The sequence below is a fragment of the Alteraquisediminimonas sediminicola genome, assembly GCF_019740335.1.
Taxonomy (GTDB): Bacteria; Pseudomonadota; Alphaproteobacteria; order Sphingomonadales; family Sphingomonadaceae; genus Alteraquisediminimonas; species Alteraquisediminimonas sediminicola.
This window is the reverse complement of the sequence record NZ_JAHXZS010000001.1, coordinates 1,062,382-1,083,720: the sequence shown is the minus strand read 5'-3', so window position 1 is coordinate 1,083,720 and position 21,339 is coordinate 1,062,382. Positions and strand designations below refer to the sequence as shown.

Annotated in this window: 22 protein-coding genes; 14 read left to right on the top strand and 8 right to left on the bottom strand. The window is 59.7% G+C overall.

From position 1 onward, the window contains the following. Positions 1 to 45 precede the first annotated feature (45 nt). Positions 46 to 2,106, top strand: a complete 2,061-nt coding sequence (locus K6117_RS05355; RefSeq protein WP_221792920.1) for a S9 family peptidase — start codon at positions 46 to 48, stop codon at positions 2,104 to 2,106. A gap of 110 nt (positions 2,107 to 2,216) precedes the next feature. On the opposite strand, the gene rpmG is transcribed toward K6117_RS05355, so the two are convergent. Then, positions 2,217 to 2,384, bottom strand: a complete 168-nt coding sequence (gene rpmG / locus K6117_RS05350; protein ID WP_221792648.1) for a 50S ribosomal protein L33 — start codon at positions 2,382 to 2,384, stop codon at positions 2,217 to 2,219. Between the two features lie 209 nt (positions 2,385 to 2,593). On the opposite strand from rpmG, the gene aguB reads away from it, so the two are divergent. The 4 genes from aguB (at position 2,594) to K6117_RS05330 (ending at position 5,696) form a co-directional block, all read left to right on the top strand. Continuing rightward, positions 2,594 to 3,436: an N-carbamoylputrescine amidase gene (gene aguB, locus K6117_RS05345; protein WP_221792647.1), complete on the top strand. Its 843-nt coding sequence runs from the start codon at positions 2,594 to 2,596 to the stop codon at positions 3,434 to 3,436. A gap of 3 nt (positions 3,437 to 3,439) precedes the next feature. Then, positions 3,440 to 4,204 carry a tRNA (guanosine(37)-N1)-methyltransferase TrmD gene (gene trmD, locus K6117_RS05340; protein ID WP_221792646.1) on the top strand — a complete coding sequence of 255 codons (765 nt, stop codon included), beginning with the start codon at positions 3,440 to 3,442 and terminating at the stop codon, positions 4,202 to 4,204. Further along, positions 4,182 to 4,571, top strand: a complete 390-nt coding sequence (gene rplS, locus K6117_RS05335; protein WP_221792645.1) for a 50S ribosomal protein L19 — start codon at positions 4,182 to 4,184, stop codon at positions 4,569 to 4,571. Before trmD ends, rplS begins: the two co-directional genes overlap by 23 nt. A 99-nt stretch (positions 4,572 to 4,670) precedes the next feature. Next, entirely contained in the window at positions 4,671 to 5,696 is a 1,026-nt protein-coding gene (locus K6117_RS05330; RefSeq protein WP_221792644.1) for an aspartate-semialdehyde dehydrogenase, read from the top strand. A gap of 180 nt (positions 5,697 to 5,876) precedes the next feature. Here K6117_RS05330 and lptG read toward each other — a convergent pair whose 3' ends face one another. Both lptG and lptF read right to left on the bottom strand, forming a co-directional pair. Then, a complete protein-coding gene (gene lptG / locus K6117_RS05325) occupies positions 5,877 to 6,980 on the bottom strand; it encodes an LPS export ABC transporter permease LptG (RefSeq protein ID WP_221792643.1) in 1,104 nt (367 codons plus the stop codon). Further along, positions 6,980 to 8,206 (bottom strand): LPS export ABC transporter permease LptF, encoded by a 1,227-nt coding sequence (gene lptF / locus K6117_RS05320; RefSeq protein ID WP_221792642.1) that lies wholly within the window; start codon positions 8,204 to 8,206, stop codon positions 6,980 to 6,982. The genes lptG and lptF overlap by 1 nt, the downstream gene beginning before the upstream one ends. A 133-nt stretch (positions 8,207 to 8,339) precedes the next feature. Between lptF and K6117_RS05315 the strand changes: the two genes are divergently transcribed. From K6117_RS05315 to K6117_RS05305, 3 genes are read left to right on the top strand one after another with little or no spacing between them, the layout of a single operon-like run. Further along, entirely contained in the window at positions 8,340 to 8,933 is a 594-nt protein-coding gene (locus K6117_RS05315; protein ID WP_246604819.1) for a DUF2141 domain-containing protein, read from the top strand. 6 nt (positions 8,934 to 8,939) lie between these two features. Beyond that, a complete protein-coding gene (locus K6117_RS05310) occupies positions 8,940 to 9,902 on the top strand; it encodes a diacylglycerol/lipid kinase family protein (protein ID WP_221792916.1) in 963 nt (320 codons plus the stop codon). Next, entirely contained in the window at positions 9,899 to 10,786 is an 888-nt protein-coding gene (locus K6117_RS05305; protein ID WP_221792641.1) for a hypothetical protein, read from the top strand. Before K6117_RS05310 ends, K6117_RS05305 begins: the two co-directional genes overlap by 4 nt. A gap of 56 nt (positions 10,787 to 10,842) precedes the next feature. Here the strand turns inward: K6117_RS05305 and K6117_RS05300 are convergent, their stop codons facing one another. Then, positions 10,843 to 11,796 carry a cell wall hydrolase gene (locus K6117_RS05300; RefSeq protein ID WP_246604817.1) on the bottom strand — a complete coding sequence of 318 codons (954 nt, stop codon included), beginning with the start codon at positions 11,794 to 11,796 and terminating at the stop codon, positions 10,843 to 10,845. A gap of 151 nt (positions 11,797 to 11,947) precedes the next feature. Between K6117_RS05300 and K6117_RS14540 the strand changes: the two genes are divergently transcribed. After that, positions 11,948 to 12,073: a hypothetical protein gene (locus K6117_RS14540; protein WP_281422092.1), complete on the top strand. Its 126-nt coding sequence runs from the start codon at positions 11,948 to 11,950 to the stop codon at positions 12,071 to 12,073. 10 nt (positions 12,074 to 12,083) lie between these two features. Here the strand turns inward: K6117_RS14540 and clpX are convergent, their stop codons facing one another. Further along, positions 12,084 to 13,355 carry an ATP-dependent Clp protease ATP-binding subunit ClpX gene (gene clpX / locus K6117_RS05295; protein ID WP_221792640.1) on the bottom strand — a complete coding sequence of 424 codons (1,272 nt, stop codon included), beginning with the start codon at positions 13,353 to 13,355 and terminating at the stop codon, positions 12,084 to 12,086. A 120-nt stretch (positions 13,356 to 13,475) separates the two neighbouring features. Between clpX and K6117_RS05290 the strand changes: the two genes are divergently transcribed. Continuing rightward, positions 13,476 to 14,270, top strand: a complete 795-nt coding sequence (locus K6117_RS05290) for an inositol monophosphatase family protein (RefSeq protein WP_221792639.1) — start codon at positions 13,476 to 13,478, stop codon at positions 14,268 to 14,270. 20 nt (positions 14,271 to 14,290) lie between these two features. On the opposite strand, the gene uvrC is transcribed toward K6117_RS05290, so the two are convergent. Next, entirely contained in the window at positions 14,291 to 16,228 is a 1,938-nt protein-coding gene (uvrC, locus tag K6117_RS05285; protein WP_221792638.1) for an excinuclease ABC subunit UvrC, read from the bottom strand. Between the two features lie 150 nt (positions 16,229 to 16,378). Further along, complete coding sequence (locus K6117_RS05280; protein WP_221792637.1) at positions 16,379 to 16,783, bottom strand: glycine zipper 2TM domain-containing protein; 405 nt, start codon at positions 16,781 to 16,783, stop codon at positions 16,379 to 16,381. 206 nt (positions 16,784 to 16,989) lie between these two features. Between K6117_RS05280 and K6117_RS05275 the strand changes: the two genes are divergently transcribed. Continuing rightward, complete coding sequence (locus tag K6117_RS05275) at positions 16,990 to 17,985, top strand: esterase-like activity of phytase family protein (RefSeq protein WP_221792636.1); 996 nt, start codon at positions 16,990 to 16,992, stop codon at positions 17,983 to 17,985. Between the two features lie 89 nt (positions 17,986 to 18,074). On the opposite strand, the gene rpmB is transcribed toward K6117_RS05275, so the two are convergent. Next, positions 18,075 to 18,368: a 50S ribosomal protein L28 gene (gene rpmB, locus K6117_RS05270; protein WP_221792635.1), complete on the bottom strand. Its 294-nt coding sequence runs from the start codon at positions 18,366 to 18,368 to the stop codon at positions 18,075 to 18,077. A 248-nt stretch (positions 18,369 to 18,616) separates the two neighbouring features. On the opposite strand from rpmB, the gene K6117_RS05265 reads away from it, so the two are divergent. The 3 genes from K6117_RS05265 (at position 18,617) to leuB (ending at position 21,200) form a co-directional block, all read left to right on the top strand. After that, entirely contained in the window at positions 18,617 to 19,282 is a 666-nt protein-coding gene (locus K6117_RS05265; RefSeq protein WP_221792634.1) for a DUF1013 domain-containing protein, read from the top strand. 67 nt (positions 19,283 to 19,349) lie between these two features. Further along, complete coding sequence (recO, locus tag K6117_RS05260; RefSeq protein ID WP_221792633.1) at positions 19,350 to 20,105, top strand: DNA repair protein RecO; 756 nt, start codon at positions 19,350 to 19,352, stop codon at positions 20,103 to 20,105. 51 nt (positions 20,106 to 20,156) lie between these two features. Next, a complete protein-coding gene (gene leuB, locus K6117_RS05255) occupies positions 20,157 to 21,200 on the top strand; it encodes a 3-isopropylmalate dehydrogenase (RefSeq protein WP_221792632.1) in 1,044 nt (347 codons plus the stop codon). The last annotated feature ends 139 nt before the right edge of the window (positions 21,201 to 21,339 follow it).

Here is a 21,339-nt window from a genome sequence, read left to right as displayed (position 1 = left end):
TCCTCAACCTCCGGTGAGGTTGAGGACATATCCTTCAAGGACTTCATGGCCGATCCAGCCCCCCTCACGCCGCCCATCGCAGCGACCCGGCCTCATCAGTCGGTCCATCATGGCCGGATCATCGACGATCCTTGGGCGTGGCTGCGCGATCCGAACTATCCGGACGTGAATGATGGGCAGGTGATTGCCCATCTTGAAGCGGAAAATCGCTGGTTCGAGGCGCAAATGGCGCCGCATCAGCCATTGATCGATAGCTTGTTTGAAGAAATGAAGGCGCGGCTCAATGAAGATGAGTCGAGCGTGCCGTATCGCGATGGCGGCTGGCTTTATCATTGGGCGTTCGCGCCGGGGACACAATATCGCCGCTGGTTTCGCGCCGCTGTAGACGGTGGGGCGGCGGTCTGTATCCTCGATGAAAATGCGCAAGCCCATGGCAAGGATTTCTTCCGGCTGGGCGCGTTGGTCGTGTCGCCGGATGGGATGAAGCTGGCATGGACCTGCGACGATAGCGGGGCCGAGCGTTTTACCCTGCGGATTCGCGATCTTGCGACCGGGCAGGACAGCGCGACCGTGATCCCCGGCCTGTTGGGCGGCGTGGTCTGGTCGGCGCAATCGGATGCGGTGCTATATGGGCTGGTCAATGATCATTGGCGGATTGACCGGATCATGCGCCACCGGCTGGGCGACGATCCGGCGCAGGATCGTCTGGTCTATCAAGAGACCGACGAGCGTTTTCAGGCGGGGGTGGGGCGCACCCAATCGCGCCGGTTCCTGACGCTTTCCACCGGCAATCATGAAACTTCTGAATGTTGGTTGATCCCGGCGGATGATGTGGATGCTGCGCCCATATTAGTGTCGCCGCGCGTGGATGGGCGGCAATATGAGGTGGAGGAGCATGACAATACGCTGTTTATCCGCACTAATGATGCCCATGTGAATTTTCGCATCGTGACGGCCTCGCTCGATGCGCCGGGGGTGTGGCAAGAATGGCTGGCCGGATCGGAGCGCATCTATTTGCAGGACATCACCTGTTTTGCCGATCAGATGGTGTTGCAGGGGCGTGAGCAGGGCTTGGATCAGATCTGGATCACCGGTTACGCCGCGCCCGATCTTGCCCCCATCGCCTTTCCAGAGGCGAGCTATACCGCAGGGCTGGGCAGCAACCCCGAATATCGGGTTGGCACATTGCGGATCGGCTATCAGTCGATGGTCACGCCCGCGACCGTGTTTGATTATGATCTGGCGACGGGTGCGTTGGACACGCTGAAGGTCCAGACGATCCCGTCCGGCTATGATGCCCGCCAATATCGCACCGAACGGGTGATGATCGAGGCGAGAGACGGGAAGATGATCCCGGCGTCCATCGTCTATCGCACGGATTATCCGAAAGACGGCAGCCAACCGCTCCATCTCTATGGCTATGGCGCTTATGGCATTGCGATCCCGCCCGGTTTTTCAACCGTGCGGTTGAGCCTGCTGGATCGTGGCTTTGCCTATGCCATCGCCCATATTCGGGGCGGGGACGATCTCGGCTATCAATATTATCTCGACGGCAAGTTGGAAAAGCGCACCAACAGCTTCAACGATTTCGTCGATGTGACCAAGGGCCTTATCGCGCGCGGCTTTGGCGCGGCGGGCAAGGTCTCGATTTCCGGCGGATCGGCGGGTGGCGAATTAATGGGGGCGGTGATCAATCAGGCGCCCGCCCTTTATGGCGCGGTGGTGGCGCATGTGCCGTTCGTCGATGTGCTGAACACGATGCTGGACGCGAGCCTGCCGCTCACCCCCGGCGAATGGCCGGAATGGGGCAATCCGATCGAGGATGCGGCGGCGTTCGATCTGATCCGATCCTATTCGCCTTATGATAATGTGACGGCGCAGGCCTATCCGCCGATGTTGGTGACCGCCGGGCTGCATGATCCGCGTGTGACCTATTGGGAGCCTGCGAAATGGGTCGCTAAATTGCGGGTGACCAAGACCGACGACAATGCGCTGTTGCTCAAGACCAATATGGCGGCGGGGCATGGCGGCAAATCGGGGCGCTATGAATCGCTGCATGAGGACGCGGAGGAACAGGCGTTTATCCTGACGCAATTGGCGGGTTAGGTTCGGCGAGGAGAATAGTCCCGCCATCGTTGGCCGTGCGTCAGACAACAAAAAAGGGCCGCCGAAGCGACCCTGTTCCTGTCCCGACCGAATCGGTCAGAAAAGCCAGATTACTTGATCTTGGCTTCTTTGAAATCGACATGCTTGCGCACGACGGGATCGTACTTGCGGAACGACAGCTTTTCGGTCTGGGTCCGCGGATTCTTCTTGGTGACGTAGAAAAACCCGGTGTTTTCCGAGCTCACCAGCTTGATTTTCACTGTGGTCGGCTTCGCCATGACCCAATTCCTTGCTTCAAACGGTTGTGGCGCGCCCCAATCGAATCGCGCTAAAAAATCAAAGGACGGCCCGAAGACCGCCCGTTCGTGCAGCGCATTTGCCGATTGCGCCTGTAAAAGTCAAGGGCATGGGCGCAGCCTTTGCCTTGACGCATTTTCAAGCTAGAGCCGTCCCGCTTCTTTTACATGATTCCGGAAAGATACGCATCATGATCACCGTTTCCGCCTTGCAGCTTGCCCTTGGGGGCAATGTGGACGCCAATATCGCTGCCGTGTCCGCTTTAGTGCGGGAAGCCGCGGGTGATGGGGCACAGGTGATCTTGCCGCCGGAATTGTTCGAAGGGCCGTATTTCTGCCAGACGCAGGATGAACGCTGGTTCGAAACCGCGCGCCCGACAGCCGTGCATCCCTCGGTGCAGGCGATGCAGGCGCTGGCGGCGGAGCTGAAAATCTACATCCCGACCAGCTTTTTCGAACGTGACGGCCAGCATTATTACAACAGCCTCGCGATGATTGATGACGGTGGCAATATCATGGGCGTCTATCGCAAGAGCCATATTCCGGATGGCCCCGGCTATACCGAGAAATTCTATTTCCGCCCCGGCAATACCGGCTTCAAAGTCTGGCCGACCAAGCATGGCGTGATCGGTGTCGGGATTTGCTGGGACCAATGGTATCCAGAAACGGCCCGCGCGATGATGCTGATGGGGGCGGATATCTTGATGTACCCGACCGCGATTGGCGATGAACCGGCGTCCGAGGATCTCGATACCTCGCGTTTGTGGCGGCGCGCGATGGTTGGCCATGCGGTGTCGAATGTCGTGCCGGTGGTCGCCGCCAATCGGATTGGCACCGAAGGCGAGCAGAGTTTTTACGGCCATAGCTTCATCTGCGATGAGCGCGGGGACATGGTGGCCGATTATGTCGATGGCGTGACGGGCGTGCTGACCGCCAGCTTCGATCTGGAAAAGATCCGCAAGCATCGCGCGACCTTTGGCTTTTTCCGCGACCGCAGGCCCGATCTCTACGGGCGGCTGGTCGAGGATGTTTGAGGCTTGACCTTCACCGCGCAGATATTGACGCTCTATCCGGAGATGTTCCCCGGCCCATTGGGCACGTCCTTGGCGGGGCGTGCGCTGGCCGAGGGCAAATGGGCGTGCAATCCCATTCAGATGCGCGACTTTGCGACCGACAAGCATCGCAGCGTCGACGATACGCCCGCAGGCGGCGGGGCCGGGATGGTGTTGAAGCCGGATATTCTCGGCCTTGCGGTCGATCATGCGCTGGCGCTGGCGCCCCAAGCCCCGGTGATCGCGATGACGCCGCGCGGCAAGCCATTGACGCAAAAGCTGGTGCGGGAACTGGCGCAAGGCCCGGGGGTCACGATTTTATGTGGCCGATTCGAAGGATTTGACGAGCGGATCTTCGCTGCGCGACCCATTATCGAGGTCTCGATTGGCGATTATATCCTGTCCGGTGGCGAGATGGGCGCGCTTGTTTTGCTCGACGCTTGCATTCGGTTGCTGCCCGGCGTAATGGGCGCGGCTTCTAGCGGTGATGACGAGAGCTTCGAATCGGGGCTTTTGGAATATCCGCAATATACCCGACCTGTTGAATGGGAAGGGCGGATGATCCCTGAAGTGTTGCGATCGGGGGATCATGCGAAAATCGATGCGTGGCGGAAACGTCAGGCGGAAGATGACACACGGCTACGGAGGCCGGACCTTTGGGAGCGCCATATTGGCGCTCGGGTTCAACCTCCCTCTGGTGCGCGACGACAGACGAAGGAAAAGAGGCATGAACCTCATTCAGACGATTGAAGCGGAACAGATTGCAAAGCTGACCGCAGACAAGAAAATTCCGGAATTCCGTCCGGGTGACACGTTGAAGGTCGGTGTGCGCGTTGTTGAAGGCGAACGCACCCGTATTCAGAATTACGAAGGCGTGTGCATCGCCCGGTCCAACAAGGGCATGGGTTCGAACTTCACCGTCCGTAAGATGAGCTTTGGTGAAGGCGTTGAACGCGTATTCCCGCTCTATTCGCCGAACGTCGAATCGATTGATGTGGTCCGCAAGGGCGTCGTCCGTCGCGCCAAGCTGTACTATCTGCGTGGCCGCACCGGTAAACGCGCGCGTATTGCAGAACGTCGTGACAATCGTCCGGCTTCGGAAGCCGCAAAGGGCTAAGCCTCACCGCTTCAGCTTCAAGCTTTCGAAAAGGCCGGGACCGCAACAGGTTCCGGCCTTTTCTATTTTACCTCATATCAGATCACAGGAAACATCATCATGGGTTATCGTGTCGTTGTTGCGGGTGCCACGGGCAATGTGGGCCGCGAAATGCTCAACATCCTTGCCGAGCGTGAATTCCCGATTGACGAATTGGCGGTATTGGCCTCGGCCCGCAGCCAGGGCGACGAAATCGATTTCGGCGAAACCGGCAAGAAGTACAAAGTCCAGAATATCGACAATTTCGATTTCACCGGCTGGGACATGGCCCTGTTCGCCATCGGTTCGGATGCGACCAAGATCCACGCCCCGCGCGCGGCGGCAGCAGGTTGCGTCGTGATCGACAACAGCTCGCTCTATCGCATGGACCCGGATGTGCCGTTGATCGTGCCGGAAGTGAACCCGGACGCAATCGATGGCTACAAGGTCCGCAACATCATCGCCAATCCGAACTGCTCGACCGCGCAGATGGTGGTCGCGCTGAAGCCGATCCATGATGCCGCCACGATCAAGCGCGTCGTCGTCGCCACCTATCAATCGGTGTCGGGCGCGGGCAAGGCCGGGATGGACGAATTGTTCGAACAGTCGCGTAACATTTTCGTGGGCGACAGCGTCGAGCCGCACAAGTTCACCAAGCAGATCGCGTTCAACGTGATCCCGCATATCGACAGCTTCCTTGACGATGGCTCGACCAAGGAAGAATGGAAAATGGTCGCCGAAACCAAGAAGATCCTCGATCCGAAGATCAAGCTGACCGCGACCTGCGTGCGCGTGCCGGTGTTCGTGGGCCATTCGGAAGCCATCAACATCGAAATGGAAAATGAACTGTCCGCCGAAGATGCGCAGAAGTTGCTGCGTGAAGCGCCGGGCATCATGCTGGTCGATAAGCGTGAAGATGGTGGCTATGTCACCCCGATCGAATGCGTCGGTGATTATGCGACCTTTATCAGCCGCGTCCGTGACGATTCGACCGTGGAAAACGGCCTGTCGCTCTGGTGCGTGTCGGACAATCTGCGCAAGGGTGCTGCACTGAACGCAGTGCAGATTGCCGAATTGCTGGGCCGTCGCCACCTGAAAAAGGGCTGATAGGCTTTAGCCTCGATTGCATGAAAAGCCCTCGCGCAAGCGGGGGCTTTTTTGTATCCGTCTCAGGCATCGGCGCGGGCATACGTCCGCTAAGGTTTTCCTCGCCCAATAAGCTCGGGCGCGCGTTCGCGCTTGCGGCGACGATGTCGTCGTTGATGGTAATCTGTCAGCGGCTGGCGATTATTCTTCCGTCATCACCAGAACGAGTTCGCCGATCATCAAGAACAGCATGAACGGCGCCCAAGCGGCGAGCCAGCCCGGATAAGCGCCGAGATTGCCCATGGCGAGGGCGAAATTGTCGGCGACGAAATAGGCAAAGCCCAGCCCCATGCCGATCACCGCGCGCAGAAATAATTTGCCGGATCGGGCAAGGCCAAAGGCGGCGACGCCAGCCAGCAAGGGCATCAGGGTGATCGACAGCGGCCCGGAAATCTTGTGCCACAGACCGGCCCGTAGCGCGCTGGTGGGGCGTCCGGCGCGTTCCAGATTGTGGATAGCGCGGAGCAGGGGGCGGAAGGCGTTCTCATCGGCCTTGATGTTCGACAAGGCGAATTGATCCGGCGTAATGCCATCGCCAAAATGCGGCGTAGTGCGCGGCACCGGCACGCCTCGGATAACGTCGAAGCGATCCATCGCGCCCGTCAGTCGCCAGCCATTGCCATCGCGCACCGCGCCTTCGGCCTTGGTGGTCGCGATCAGTTCGCCGCCATTGCGCTCGAAAATCTCGATATGCGTGATGCGGGTGTTGTCGCCCCGACCCGTGACTGTCTCGGCATGAACGAGGTCGTCATTATCGCGGACCCAGATATTGTTGATGGTCAGGCTGCCGCGCGGCACCGGGCCATAATCGGCGGCCTCCCAGTCATTCAGCGCCTTGATCGAACGCACGACCACGCGATCGTTAAAGGCAAAGGCGATGATCGCGATGCCAAGGCTGGCCACGACCAACGGCGCCAGAATTTGATGGGCGGAAATCCCCGCGCCCTTCATCGCGATGATTTCGCTGTTCTGGTTGAGCGTGGCGAGCGTGATCAATGTGCTCAGCAGCACCGAAAATGGCAGGAATCGTGCGATGATCTGCGGCACGCGCAGGCCTGCATAACGCCATAATTCCGCATCGCCATTGCCTGCATAGGACAGGATTTTTCCGGATTCGCCCAACATGTCGAGGGTCTGGAGAATCAGGACCAGCCCGCCGAGCACCGCAATGGTGCGCACGATGAACAGCCGGGCCATGTACCAGCTGAGGGTGCGTGATGGAAAAAACTGTGTCTGTCCGGACATCAGCCATGATCCTTTTGCAATTTCGCGCGGACCCGCGCGGCAAACGAACGTAGCTTGCCGGAGATGATGGCGAACAACCGTTCCAGCGCGCCGATGGGCTGACCGCCGGGGTGATGGGCGAGGATGTGGTAAATCCACACAATCAGGCCCGAAAATGCGATGAACGGTAGCCACAAGGCGACCCATGGCGGCACCGTGCCGATGGAACCCAGCGCCTCGGCATATTCATTGACCTTGTGATAGGTCACAACGATGATGATCGAGAGAAAGACGCCCAGGGCCGATGACGAGCGCTTGGGCGGCACCGCGAGCGCGACCGCGAGCAGCGGCAACAGCATCATCATCGCCACTTCCACCAGTCGGAAGTGGAAATTGGCGAGGCTTTGGCGGCGCGTTTGCAGATCAGTCTTGGGATCATGTCCGACGCGCACCAGTTCCGGCATGGTGAGTTCCAGATCTCTGCCGCCGCGATGGCGGAAGGTTTCGACCTTGGGGAGGTCGATTGGAAGGTCATGGCTTTCAAACGCGAGCACGCGCGGCGCGCGATAATGGGGGTTGCCATGGACCAGTCGCCCATTTTTCAAACGCAGGATGATTGTGTCTGGATCGTCGGTGGCGAGGAACGTGCCGCGTTCGGCGGTGACCGCCAATGTCTTGCCATCCTTGCCGTCCGCCATCAGGAATATACCACGTAGGTCGCGCCCTTGATCCCGGCTTTGTTCGATCCTCAGGGTCATGTGCTTGCCAAGTTCGGTGAACTCACCAATCTTGATCGACGCGCCGAGCGCGCCAGAACGCAATTCGAAGCGCAGCCCTTCATAGGCGTAGCGGGAATAGGGTTGAATGAAGCCGACGATGGCGAGATTCAGCAACGCCAGACCGACGGCATACATATAGGGCACCCGCAACAGCCGGCCATAAGAATAGCCGACGGCGCGCAGCACATCCAATTCCGACGACAGCGCAATTTTTCTGAAAGCGAGCAAAATGCCGAGCATCAGGCCAATCGGGATGCCGAGGGACAGATATTCCGGCAACATATTCGCCAGCATCTTCCAGACGACATCTACAGGGCCACCTTCGCGCGCGACAAAGTCGAACAATCGCAACATTTTGTCGAGGACAAGCAGCATCGCGGCGATCGTCAGCGTCGCCATAAGCGGCACGGCAATCAACCTGGCCAGATAGCGATCGATGAGCTTCAGGTTGGTCAAGTCGCCGCCCATATTTTTAATTTTCACTATTCGCCGCTGCTTCACCATTTTTTGGCCTCAAAGCCAAACGATTTATAGCCTGTGGTCGCAGAATTTGACGAGTCAGATCACAAGTTGGCGTAGGTCGCATAAGGATCGGAAGAAAATGTCCATACAGAACATGTGGTTCGGTGGAATTTTGCATCATTTGGGTTTGGGTGGACGCAGTGCGTTGTCTGTCGCATTCTTGCCGGTTTTGCTGGTGGTGACGGCCTTGTTGGCGTCACCTGAGACGGCAGCTGCAAATGTGCTTGGTCCCCATGCCACCCGATGTGGGGCGGGTGCGACTTCTGCGGTGCTGGTCGAGGTCACAGGGTTGAAGGTGCGTCGCGGGTCATTGCGGGTCCAATCCTATGGCGGCAATCCGGCGACATATTTCGATAAGGGCGCTTGGCTTGAACGAATCGACGTGCCGGTCCCGGCGATGGGCGGTGTATCGATCTGCGTGCCGGTACCTAAGCCCGGCATCTATGCGATTTCGGTGCGTCACGATCTGAACGGCAATCACAAGTCGGACATGTCGGACGGGGGCGGCATGTCGGGCAATCCTGAAATCTCGCTGATGGACCTGATTATGAAGAGCAAGCCATCACCCAAGGATGTGGCGTTCAATGTTGGTCAAGGGACTCGGGTGATCACGGTGGTCATGAATTATGTGCAGGGCGGCTCTTTTCGCCCCGTGCGGGTCGTATCGAGATAATCCATGCTGATTAAGGTCGCACTCATCTCCAATCCCCGGTCCAGCGGCAACAAGGCGTTGCTGCCGCGCATCCGGCGTTATTGCGCCGATCACCCGGAGATTTTCCATTATGAGGTGGAGCATGTCGACCAGATCGCCGAAGCCATGGCGACGATTGCGCGGGTCAAGCCGCGCATCCTTGTCGTCAATGGCGGCGATGGCACAGTGCAGGCTGCGCTGACGGAATTGCATCTCGGCAATCATTTCGGAGATAATGTGCCGCCGGTGGCAGTGTTGCCTAATGGCAAAACCAATTTGATCGCGCTCGATCTCGGCGCGCATGGTGATGCGATTGCGGCGCTGGGCCGGATCATGGCGCTGGCCGATACCGATTTCGCCGATCATGTTGTCGCGCGCGAGCTGATCTCGTTGACGGATGGCCATGTCGGCACCCGTCCGGTGCTGGGCATGTTCCTTGGCGGGGCAGGGCTAGCCGATAGCATCCTTTATTGCCGTCACAAATTATACCCGACCGGCCTGCCCAATGGTCTGTGTCATTTGCTGACCTTCTTTGCGGTGCTGGCGTCGCTGATCCTGCGGGTGAAGGCCCGGTTCCTGCCGCCACAGCCAAGCCCGGTGCGCGTGTCATTGTTGCGCGATGGGCAGTTGCAGGGCAAATTCGCCTTTTTGATCGTGACCACGCTGGAAAAACTGTTGTTCGCCAGTGCGCCCAAGGCATCGGGTTCGATGCGTTTTCTCGCGATTGACCAAAGCCCGGTGGTGTTGGTGCGGGCCTTGTTTGCGGGCCTGTTCGGCAAGCTGGGGCGTGATCGCATGGCCGGGGTCTATGTCGAACGCGGCGACACGATTCAGATCGACGGCGATTGTTCCAGCGTGATTCTCGACGGCGAGATTTTTCAGGCGCGGCCCGGCTTCCCGATTGTGTTGCGCTCCACCGAACCCGTATCGTTCCTGCGCCTCGCGGCGTGAGTGGATTGCGCGCCCTTGTCGCGGCTGAGCTTGGCCAGCCGGTCGATCCGCGCGTCGTGGCGTTCGCGGCGGATATTGCGGGCCGTTATGGCGCAGCCGCCGAGGCGGTGCTGTTTTACGGCTCCTGCCTGCGCGAGACCAAGCTCGATGGGCTGATGCTCGATTTCTACCTGATCGTGAACGACTATCGCGCGGCCTATCCGCAGGGCTGGATGGCGGTTGCGAATCAGTTGGTGCCGCCCAATGTGTTTCCCGCCAGCCATGCCGGGCTGATCGCCAAATATGCGGTGCTGTCGGTGGAGGATTTCGCCCGATTGAACCGGCGCGAGACGTTGAACGTGTCGGTATGGGCGCGATTTGCCCAGCCGAGCCGCCTTGTCTGGCAGGCGAATGAGGCGGCGGGCGAGCGGGCGGTGGATGCCGTGGCGGAGGCTGCGCCGACCCTGTTGGCGGCGGCGTTGCCCTTAACGGCACAAGATGATGGCGATCCGCTGGCGATTTGGCGGATGGCCTTTGCGCTCACCTATGGCGCGGAATTGCGCGCCGAGCGCAAGACGCGGGCGGGGTCGGTCGTGGATGCCGATCCGGCGCGTTATCTGCTTTTCACCCCGGACGTGCTGGCGTCGGCGCGATTGGGACGGCTGGATAGCCCGGTGGCGGCGCGGCGGCGCTGGCGACTGCGGCGGCTGCAAGGTAAGTCGTTGACGGTGCTGCGGCTGTTGAAGGCGAGCCTGACCTATGCGGGCGGGATTGATTATCTCGCGTGGAAGATCAGCCGTCATAGCGGCCATGCCATCGTGATCCGCCCTTGGCAGCGTCGCTGGCCGATCCTTGGCGCAATCACGCTGTTGCCGCGCCTCGTGAAGCACGGCGCGGTGCGTTAAGCACCGGCCCACAAAGGCACGCGGTGCGTTCAGTGCCAGCCTTCAAGGCTTCGCGCTCAATCCTTGATCCATTTGCCGCTGTCGCGATATTTTTCGACAATGTTGGACTCTGGTGTCCATTGGCTCGCGACCGATGCAGGTGTCGGGGCGGGCGCGGGTGTGTGCTGGGTCAAGGCCGGATAGGCGGTGCCTGTGAACAACGGATCGACGGGCGGGGTTGGGTCGACGGCGCGGGGATGCGGGATGGGGAGCGGTTCCAGCCCAGTGTAGTGCGCATTAAACGCGGCGGCCTCGCCCGGCTGTCCCGGCCAGCGATAGAAAATATGCGCGCCGATGATCCCGGCCTTCCTGAGACTGTTGCCCCAATAAGGCGCGACGGCCAGCGTGTGATAATGGGTCGCCAGCCCGATGGGCGTATAGACATAGCCATTCAATGCCTCCATCGCATGGCGGCGCGCGCGCGCCCAAGGGGTGCTCACCGGCACACGGGCGGTTGAGCCATCGCAACTGAAGGTGAATTGGCAGCCGGTCGCGCGTTCGGACCCTTGATACACGACATCGCAAACATTGTGGGGGTAAGCGGGGTGGCGCACACGGTTGAGCACGACCTGTGCGATAGCGCGCTGGCCATCATCGGGTTCGTTCGCGGCTTCATAATAAATGGCGCTGGTCAGGCACAAGGTGGCGCGAAAACGGGTCAGGGCGGACATGCCCCGCATCGAAAATGCCGCCGCCGCTGGGCCGGGATCGAAACCGCTTTGCGATATGAAGGCAGCGGGTTGCGGACTGTGAGCGGCAGGGCTGTCGGGCGCGTTGTCCGCAGTCAGGCTGCGACCGTTCAAATCACTGGCAGAAAGCCGGTGCGGTTCGGCGTGCAAACCATAGGTCAGTTGCAGGGCAATCAGGCACAGACAGACCAGTGCCGCCGCAAAGCGCCGCTGCAATTTGCGCCGTCTGCGATAATATTGGATCGGCTGACGCCGTTTGATGGTCCAACTCGTGCTGATCAACGCAACTTACTCAATCTCTATTATGACGCAGGTTTTACAGGATAAACTTCCCGTTGGCTCCCCCTATTTTGCACCTGTCCCTTTGTGAGACGAGAGAGGGGGCTGACACTTAGTGCTGCGGCCACATGGGGTTGGCGGCGCTGGAGATAAGGTGCGCCACTTCTCTCATTATCTCGTCATCCCCGCTCAGGCGGGGATGACGATAAGAGATACGGTCGGCACAGCCGCAAGTGCCATCGACAGCACGGACGAGCGCAACAATGTGCGGGGCATCTAAAGAATAAGGATCAGGCGGCGTCGCCCGCTGCTTCCTTGTCCTTTTTGGCATAAACCAGCACCGGTTCCTTGCGATTTTCGGCGACATCCTTGTCGATGATGACTTCATCAATGTCGTTGTTGCCGGGCAGATCGAACATGGTGTCGAGCAAGATCAGTTCGAGAATCGAACGCAGACCTCGCGCGCCGGTTTTGCGTTCGATTGCCTTTTTCGCGATGGCCGACAGCGCATCCTCGGTGAAGGTGAGCTTGGCCTCCTCCATTTCAAACAATTTCTGATATTGTTTGACGAGGGCGTTTTTCGGCTCCGACAGGATCTTGACCAAGGCCGGCTCATCCAGATCTTCCAGCGTCGCGATGACGGGCAGACGACCGACGAATTCGGGGATCAGGCCGAATTTCAGCAAATCTTCCGGTTCGCACTGGCGCAACACTTCGCCCGCACGGCGTTCGTCCGGTCCGGCGACATGCGCGCCAAAGCCGATCGACTTGCCCTGCATGCGATCACCGATGATCTTTTCCAACCCGGCGAACGCGCCGCCGCAGATGAAGAGGATATTGGTGGTATCGACCTGCAGGAATTCCTGTTGCGGATGCTTGCGCCCGCCCTGTGGCGGGACGGAGGCGACGGTGCCTTCCATCATCTTGAGCAGGGCCTGTTGCACGCCTTCGCCCGAAACGTCGCGGGTGATCGACGGGTTTTCGGCCTTGCGGCTGATTTTGTCGATTTCGTCGATATAGACGATGCCGCGTTGGGCGCGTTCGACATTGTAATCCGATGCCTGCAACAGCTTCAGAATGATGTTTTCGACGTCTTCGCCGACATAGCCGGCTTCGGTCAGAGTCGTGGCATCGGCCATGGTGAACGGCACATCGAGGATACGGGCGAGGGTCTGGGCAAGCAAGGTCTTGCCGCAGCCGGTCGGCCCAACGAGCAGGATGTTCGACTTGGCCAGTTCGACGTCGGCACCCTTGCCGCCGTGATTCAACCGCTTGTAATGGTTATGCACCGCGACCGAGAGAACGCGCTTCGCCTTGGACTGGCCGATCACATAATCGTCCAATACCTTGCAGATCTCCTGCGGCGTCGGCACGCTGCCGTCACGTTTCGCCGCGAGACCACCTTTGGTTTCCTCGCGAATGATATCGTTGCACAGCTCGACGCATTCATCGCAGATGAACACCGTCGGCCCGGCAATCAGCTTGCGGACCTCATGCTGGGACTTCCCGCAAAAGGAACAGTAGAGCGTGCTCTTACTGTCACTGCCGCTCAATTTCGTCATGCCGTCTTCCTTGTGGTATAAGGACTGTCTCGCCCTCAAGTTTCACCTTAACCCGGCTTTATAACTGAGGACAATGAGCAAAATGTCACCTTTCCGTCATTTTCGATGCAGGACGTTGATATGGATGCTTTAGACAAAGCAGTAACACAGATGTTGCGCCATGTGGCGGAGCGGATCATCCTGCCCCGGTTCAGGACGCTCGCAAGCCATGAAATCAGCGAAAAAACGCCGGGTGAGGTAGTGACTATCGCCGATCGCGAGTCGGAAGAATGGCTGACGGAACAGCTCGCTACGCTCATTCCGGGTGCGCGGGTGGTGGGCGAAGAGGCCTGCGAATTTCAACCCGAATTGATGACGAAACTCGATAAAGGCACGGTCTGGCTGGTCGATCCGCTGGATGGGACTCGGAATTTTGCGGCGGGCCTGCCGCATTTTGCGGTGATGATCGCATTGGTGGCGGAGGGCGAGACGCAGGGCGGCTGGATTCTGGATCCGGTCACCGCGCGGACGTGCCGGGCGCGGCTGGGGCGCGGGGCCTATATCGATGGGGTGCAGGTCAATGCGAGGCCCACCGGGCGACCGGGCTTGGTCGGGGCGTTGCCCAATCGCTATGCCGATGTGGCGGGTCGGGCGCGGCTGGAGCGGCTGGCGGATGAGCTGGAACAGGCTTTGCCCGGCCTGATGTGCGCGGGGGCCGATTATCCGCGCTGCGTCGATGGCACGCAGGATTTCGCGATGTTCTGGCGCAGTCTGCCCTGGGACCATGCGGCGGGCGCGTTGTTCCTCGAAGAAGCGGGCGGCAAGATCGCCTGGCCGGATGGGCGGGCGTATCGGGTGGGCGATACCAGCCCTGGCCTCATGGCGGCGGCGTCGCCTGCGATCTGGGAACAGGCGGCGCGGATGGCAGAGGGGTGAGGGGCTGATAAAACTCTCTATCACCCCACTGGATGATAAAAATCATACACGATCCCCGCGACGGTGGCGGAGATGCCGGGGACGCGTTGGAGTTCTTCCAACGTCGCTTCGCGCACTGAGCGGGCCGAGCCGAAGTGGAGCATCAGCGCCTTTTTGCGCGCCGGGCCGATGCCGGGGACTTCATCCAACGGATTGGTGATCTGGGCCTTGGTGCGCTTGGCGCGATGGGTGCCGATGGCGAAGCGATGGGCCTCGTCGCGCAGGCGTTGAAGGTGGAACAGCACCGGGTTGTTGACCGGCAGCGTTAATTCGCGGCCGTCGGGGAAGTGAAAGATTTCGCGTCCGGCATTGCGGTCCGGTCCTTTCGATACGCCGATCAGCGCGACATCTTCGATGCCGAGTTCGTCCATCACCGATTTGACCGCGCTCACCTGTCCCTTGCCGCCGTCGATCAGCAGCAGGTCCGGCCATTGGCCCGCCGAGCCTTGCTTGGCCTCGCGGTCCGGGTCTTCGTCGTTGAGGCGGCGGAAGCGGCGTTCGAGCACTTCGCGCATCATCGCGAAATCATCGCCGGGGGCGGTGTCGGCGCGTTTGATGTTGAATTTGCGATAAGCGTTTTTGCGAAAGCCCTCTGGTCCCGCGACGACCATCGCGCCGATGGCATTGGTGCCTTGGATGTGGCTGTTGTCGTACACCTCGATCCGGTCGGGCGGGCCGTCGAGCGCGAACAGATCGGCCAGTTCCTCGAAAATACGGGCCTGTGTCGCGGATTCGGCCATGTGGCGATCAAGCGCATCGACCGCATTCCGGCTGGCTTGGGCCACAAGCTGGACCTGATCGCCGCGCTGGGGCTTGCGGAGCGTGACCTTGCGGCCTGCGCGTTCGGTCAGGGCGTCGGCGATCAGCACGGCATCCTCCAGCGCGCGATCCAGCAGGATCAGGCGCGGCGGTTCGGCCTGTTGATAGAATTGCATCAGGAAACCGGCGAGGATCTCATCTTCCGCCACATCCGATACATGGGCGGGGAAATAGCTTTTATGGCCGCGATGCAGGCCGTCGCGGATGAAAAAGGCCTGAATCGTGACCTTGCCGCTTTTGCTGGCGAGGGCGAAGATGTCGGCATCTTCCATGCCCTGAAAGCCGATGCTCTGCCCGGCCTGCACATGATTGAGCGCGCGCAGCCGGTCGCGATAGAGCGCGGCCATTTCATATTCCATGTCCGTTGATGCCCGTTCCATCTGGCGGGCGAGCTTTTGCTGGACGCTGGCGGATTTGCCGGAGAGAAAGGCGATGGCGTCATCGACGCTGGCGGCATAATCGGCCTTGCTGATCCGCTCGACACAGGGGGCCGAGCAGCGCTTGATCTGATAGAGCATGCACGGGCGGGAGCGATTGGCGAAAAAACCGTCGCTGCAAGAGCGCAGCTGGAAGATTTTTTGCAGCGCATTGAGCGTCTGGGTGACGGCGGCGGTGCTGGCGAACGGGCCGAAATAGCGCCCCTTGGTCCGCCGTGCGCCACGATGTTTGAGGATTTGCGGGAAATCATGATCTTCCCGCACCAGAATATGGGGAAAGCCTTTGTCATCGCGCAGCAGCACGTTGAACGGCGGGCGATAATGTTTGATGAGCTGGGCTTCGAGCAATAACGCCGCGCGTTCATTCTCGGTGGTGACGATCATCATCGACCGGGTCTGCGCGATCATCCGCTGGATGCGTTTCGTCAGGCCATTCAATTGGGTGTAATTGGTGACGCGGTTTTTCAGCGCCTTGGCCTTGCCGACGTACAGAACCTCGCCCTTGGCATCGAGCATCCGATACACGCCGGGGGCAAGCGGCAATGTCCGAACCATGTCGCGGATCACCGCCAGCCCGGCTTCGATGTCGGGCTGGTCGCTACCGCGCACAAGGCCTGCGGACTTTTCTTCTTGGAAGCGGTCTGGATGCTGATCGGATGACATAGAGCATTCTCCATGCCGCAACCTGTAGCGACGCACCAGCCCTTGAGGGGAAAGGGATACGCAAAGCAACGAAAACGCGCTTGGAGGGATGCTACGCTACGTCAATTCTTGAGACGCCGGCGTTGGGCAACCGGCGCTCTATCTTCATCTTCAGCAGCGATTGTCCGAGCGGTCGATGGCGCGTCCGGCGACAGCGCCAATGCCTGCGCCAAGGATCATGCCCAAGGTGCGATCACCGCCACGACCGGCGAGTTCATGACCGGCGAGGCCACCTGCGACCGCGCCGATCACGGTGCCGCCCGTGCCTTTGTCGCAGCCATTATAGCTATAGCCACGGCCCCGGCTGCGACCATAATAGCGCCGGTCGCCGCGATATTCGCGATAACGCCGATCATCCCGGTCGCCATAATAGCGGTCGCCATCATAATAATTGCCGACCTGATAGGGGCGATAGTCGCGATAGCCGCGATCACCATGAGCAAGGGCCGGTGCGGTCGCAGTGGCCGTCAGGGCGATGGCAGCGATCATGGTGGAATTGAGTATCTGCTTGAGCATGGTCCCGGCTCCTGTTCTGTCTGTTGGGCGGGAGGCGGGAGGTCCGTCTCTACATCCGATGCCCCCTTATGCAATCAGCGGGTTGATCTATTGCTGAACATCGCTGTTATCTGGCGTTCATCTGGCTTTTGGGGGTGAAGAAGATTTCCCTTGTTTTTCAGTCATACGCCTTGTTCAAGAGAGGGCGTATCGGTTAGGATCGGCACATGATGCGATTATTGCTTTCGTTCATGTTGATGCTCAGCCTGTCCGCATCGGCCCCGTGGTCGGTGGCGGATCATTATGGCCAGATCCGAATCGAATCGGTGGTGACGCCGCTCGATCTCACCAACCCTTCCCGGCAACAGGTGGGCGCGCTGCAATTTCGCGGGGCTTGGGAGCTGCGCGCGCGTGATCCGGCTTTTGGCGGCGTGTCGAGCCTGCGCGGGACGCAGCATGGCTTTATGGCGGTGGGCGATGCGGGCATGTTATTGCGATTTGCGATGGGTCCCGGCGGCGCGATCTATCAAGCGCGGCTGGATCAAATCGCCATTGGCGCGGGGCGCTCGGATGAAAAGCGCGAGCGCGATGCGGAGTCGCTGGTGGTGGATGAAACAGGCGGGCGTTATTGGGTCGGCTTTGAATTTACCAATATGATCCGCCGTTATGACCTTGCGACCGGGAAGATCACGGCGCAGGTCGCCCCGAAATTGATGAAGGACTGGCCCCCCAATGCCGGGACGGAGGCGATGGTCCGTCTGGATGATGGCCGGTTTCTGGTCTTGTCGGAAGATGGCGGAGACGTGAAGCATTTGTCGTCGGCGCTGCTGTTTTCAGGCGATCCGACAACACCCGGCACGACTGCCATCGGGTTCAATTATCGCCCCCCGGCAGGGTATCTCGTGACCGATGCAGCGCAATTGCCGGATGGCCGATTGCTGCTGCTGCATCGGCGCTTCACGATATTGGATGGCGTGTCGGCAATCTTGTCGCTGGCCGATCCCAAGTCGATCAGGCGCGGCAAAATCTGGACAGCCCAGCCCATTGCCCATTTGGCCCCGCCACTGGCGGTCGATAATATGGAGGGGGTCGAGGTGACGCAGGCGCGCGGGGAGACGTTGGTCTGGCTGATGTCGGACGATAATTTCAGCCCGTTGCAACGTACGTTGCTGATGAAATTTGCCCTCAACCTGAAAGGCAGAGGGGTGACAAAAGGGCGTTAAGCCAGTGCTTGATCAATAGGATGCATCACAACGAAAAACGCCGGACGTTGCCGCCCGGCGTTTTGAAATTCAGCAAGAAACCGGCCCAATCAGGCAGCGGTGACTTCGCCCTTCTTCGCGATTTCGCGCTTGAGGCGACGCGCACGCAGGCTCAGCTTTTCGTCATTGGTCTTCAGCAACCAATTATCGAGGCCGCCGACATGTTCAACCGAACGCAGACCGTTGGTCGACACGCGCAGCTTGACGCCACGAGCGAGTGAATCGGACAGCAGGGTCACATTCTGCAGGTTCGGCAGAAAGGTCCGCTTGGTCTTGTTGTTCGCATGGGAAACGTTGTTCCCAACCAGCCGACCCTTGCCGGTCAGTTCGCAAATGCGCGCCATGATCTTTAATCCCGTCGAATTTTGCGGCGTATAGCCGAATGAAGTGCCGGTCGGTTATCCGATCGATATAGATTCGTCAACCGTTGATGTTTGACGCTTTAGGCAGATGCTAGCCTGCACGACATCTATATCCTACATCTATATAAAGACGGCGCTTGCTGAATTACGCCGTTATCCGTATATGAGGCTCTATGCAATGGCCGCTCCCGTATTGGGGCGGCCCTTTTATTGTCTGGAGAATTCGCAACATGGCTCAGCCTTTGATGCCGCATGCAACCGCCTCATGGCTGGTGGACAACACATCGCTCAGCTTCGTGCAAATTGCCGAGTTCTGCGGTCTGCATATCCTTGAAATTCAGGCCATCGCCGATGATGCCGCCGCGACCAAGCTGACGGGCCGCGATCCGGTGCGCGCACATGAAGTGACGATGGAAGAAATCGAAAAGGGTCAGGCCAATCCGAATTACCGTCTGGTAATGCAGAAAGGGCCGGAACCGGTCCGTCGCACCAAGGGGCCGCGTTATACCCCGGTGTCGAAGCGTCAGGACAAGCCGGATGGCATTGCGTGGATTCTGCGCAACCACCCGGAAGTGTCGGATGGCATGATTTCCAAGCTGATCGGTACGACTCGCACCACCATCGCCGCGATCCGCGATCGTTCGCACTGGAACATCGTCAACATCGTGCCGAAAGACCCGGTGACCTTGGGCCTGTGTTCGCAGCGTGAACTCGATGCGCTGATCAGCAAGGCCGCAAAGCGCGCCGGGATCGAAGCCCAGCCAGATGAAAGCCTGGAAGGCGATCGTGAAGCGCTGATCGAAGAACTGCGCGCCAACCGCGCGGCTTCGGCAGCAGCTGCCGATAAGGCGATTACGCCGGTGGAATATACGTCGGAGACGTTGTTCAAGCACTGATGTGTTATAGAACTCAAACGCCGGGCGACTATGAATGTTGTCGCCCGGCGACTGAGGCTTAACAAAAATGCACATCCAATGCCCGGCCATTATCTGCGGTATTCGTCATCATGGCGAACATGGCGTGATATTGCGGGCGATGACGCCGGATGATGGGTTGGTCGCGGGCTATGTGCAGGCCGGGCGATCAACCGCGATGCGGCCCGTGCTGCAACCGGGCAATCAGGTCGTCATCGATTGCCATGCCCGGTCCGAAACGCAATTGCCGTCGATGCGGGTTGAACTTCATCACAGTCGCGGCCCTTTATTTGCCGAGCCATTGGCGGCGGCCGGGTTGCAATGGCTGACGGCGCTGACTGCCCGTGCGTTGCCGGAGCAGCAGCCCTTTCCTTCTCTGTATCAGGCGCTCGATGCCGCATTGGCGGCGATTGAGGCCGCGCCGAGCGCGCGCGGTTGGGTTGTGGCGCTGGTGCGATATGAATTGCTGACCCTGATTGAATTGGGCTTTGGCCTTGATCTGGAGCGGTGCGCGGTCACGGATGCGGTCGATGACCTGATCTATGTCAGCCCGAAAACGGGCCGGGCGGTGTCGCGGGTGGCGGGCGAGGGCTATCGCGACCGATTGCTGCCATTGCCGGCGTTTCTGCGGGGTGAAGAGGTGCCGGACCTTTCGGCATTGCTGGAGGGGTTGAAGCTGACCGGCCATTTCATTGCGCGGGATGTGCTGCATGGAACGGGGCATGCGTCCGGCCAATCCTCGGGCCAATCTTTGATGGCCGCGCGGGCGCGGTTGGTGGAGCGATTGAACAAGATGGTTGCGTGATACGCTTGCTCAAGGCATGGGCGAGGGCGATTATTATTGACGGAGTTTCCCATGCTGATTGCCCTTTTGCCCGGTGACGGGATCGGTCCCGAAGTCATCGCTGAAGCCCGCCGCGTGCTGGACGCGCTCGCGATTCCCGGCCTGACATTCGAAGAAGCCCCGGTTGGCGGCGCTGCTTATAAGGCATCGGGCCACCCGCTGCCCCAAGCCACGCTCGATCTCGCCAAGCGCGCCGATGCGATCTTGTTCGGTGCGGTCGGCGATCCTGATTGTGACAGCTTGGAACGCCATTTGCGGCCCGAACAGGCGATTCTTGGCCTGCGCAAGGAATTGAGCCTGTTTGCCAATTTGCGTCCGGCGACCTTGTTCAAGGAACTGGCCGATGCATCGGCTTTGCGTCCGGAAGTGGCAACCCAGATCGACATGGTGATCGTGCGCGAATTGAACGGCGATGTCTATTTCGGTGAAAAGGGCATGCGCACGACCAAGGATGGCAAGCGCGAAGGCTATGATGTCATGTCCTATAATGAGGACGAAGTGCGCCGGATCGCACGGGTCGGGTTTGAAACGGCGCGGGCGCGTCGGGGCAAATTATGCTCGGTCGACAAGGCGAATGTGCTCGAAACCTCGCAATTGTGGCGTGATGTCGTGATCGAGACGCATGCGGAATATCCCGATGTCGAACTTAGCCATATGTATGTCGATAATGCCGCGATGCAGCTTGTCCGCAATCCGGGCCAGTTTGACGTGATCGTGACCGGCAATTTGTTCGGCGATATTTTGTCGGATCAGGCGAGCATGTGCGCCGGTTCGATCGGCATGCTGCCATCGGCCTCGCTCGATGCGAACCAGAAGGGGCTGTATGAGCCGATCCATGGTTCCGCCCCGGACATCGCCGGGCAGGGCAAGGCGAACCCGCTGGCGACGATCCTGTCGGCGGCGATGATGCTGCGTTATTCGCTCGGTCAGGCGGAAATCGCCGACAAGATCGATGCGGCGGTGGCCACGGCCTTGGCCAATGGTGCGCGTTCTGCCGATCTTGGTGGCACGATGACCACCACCCAAATGGGCGATGCGGTGCTGGCGGCATTATAAGCGCGGGCAAAATTTGAAGACGGCGCGGGGAGCGAGACCCGCGCCGCGTTAGGTTATTCCTGCACCCCGTCATTCCCGCGTAGGCGGGAATCCAGAATCACTATCAGATCGAAGGGTGCGCAACCGCGTCGGTTCGTCC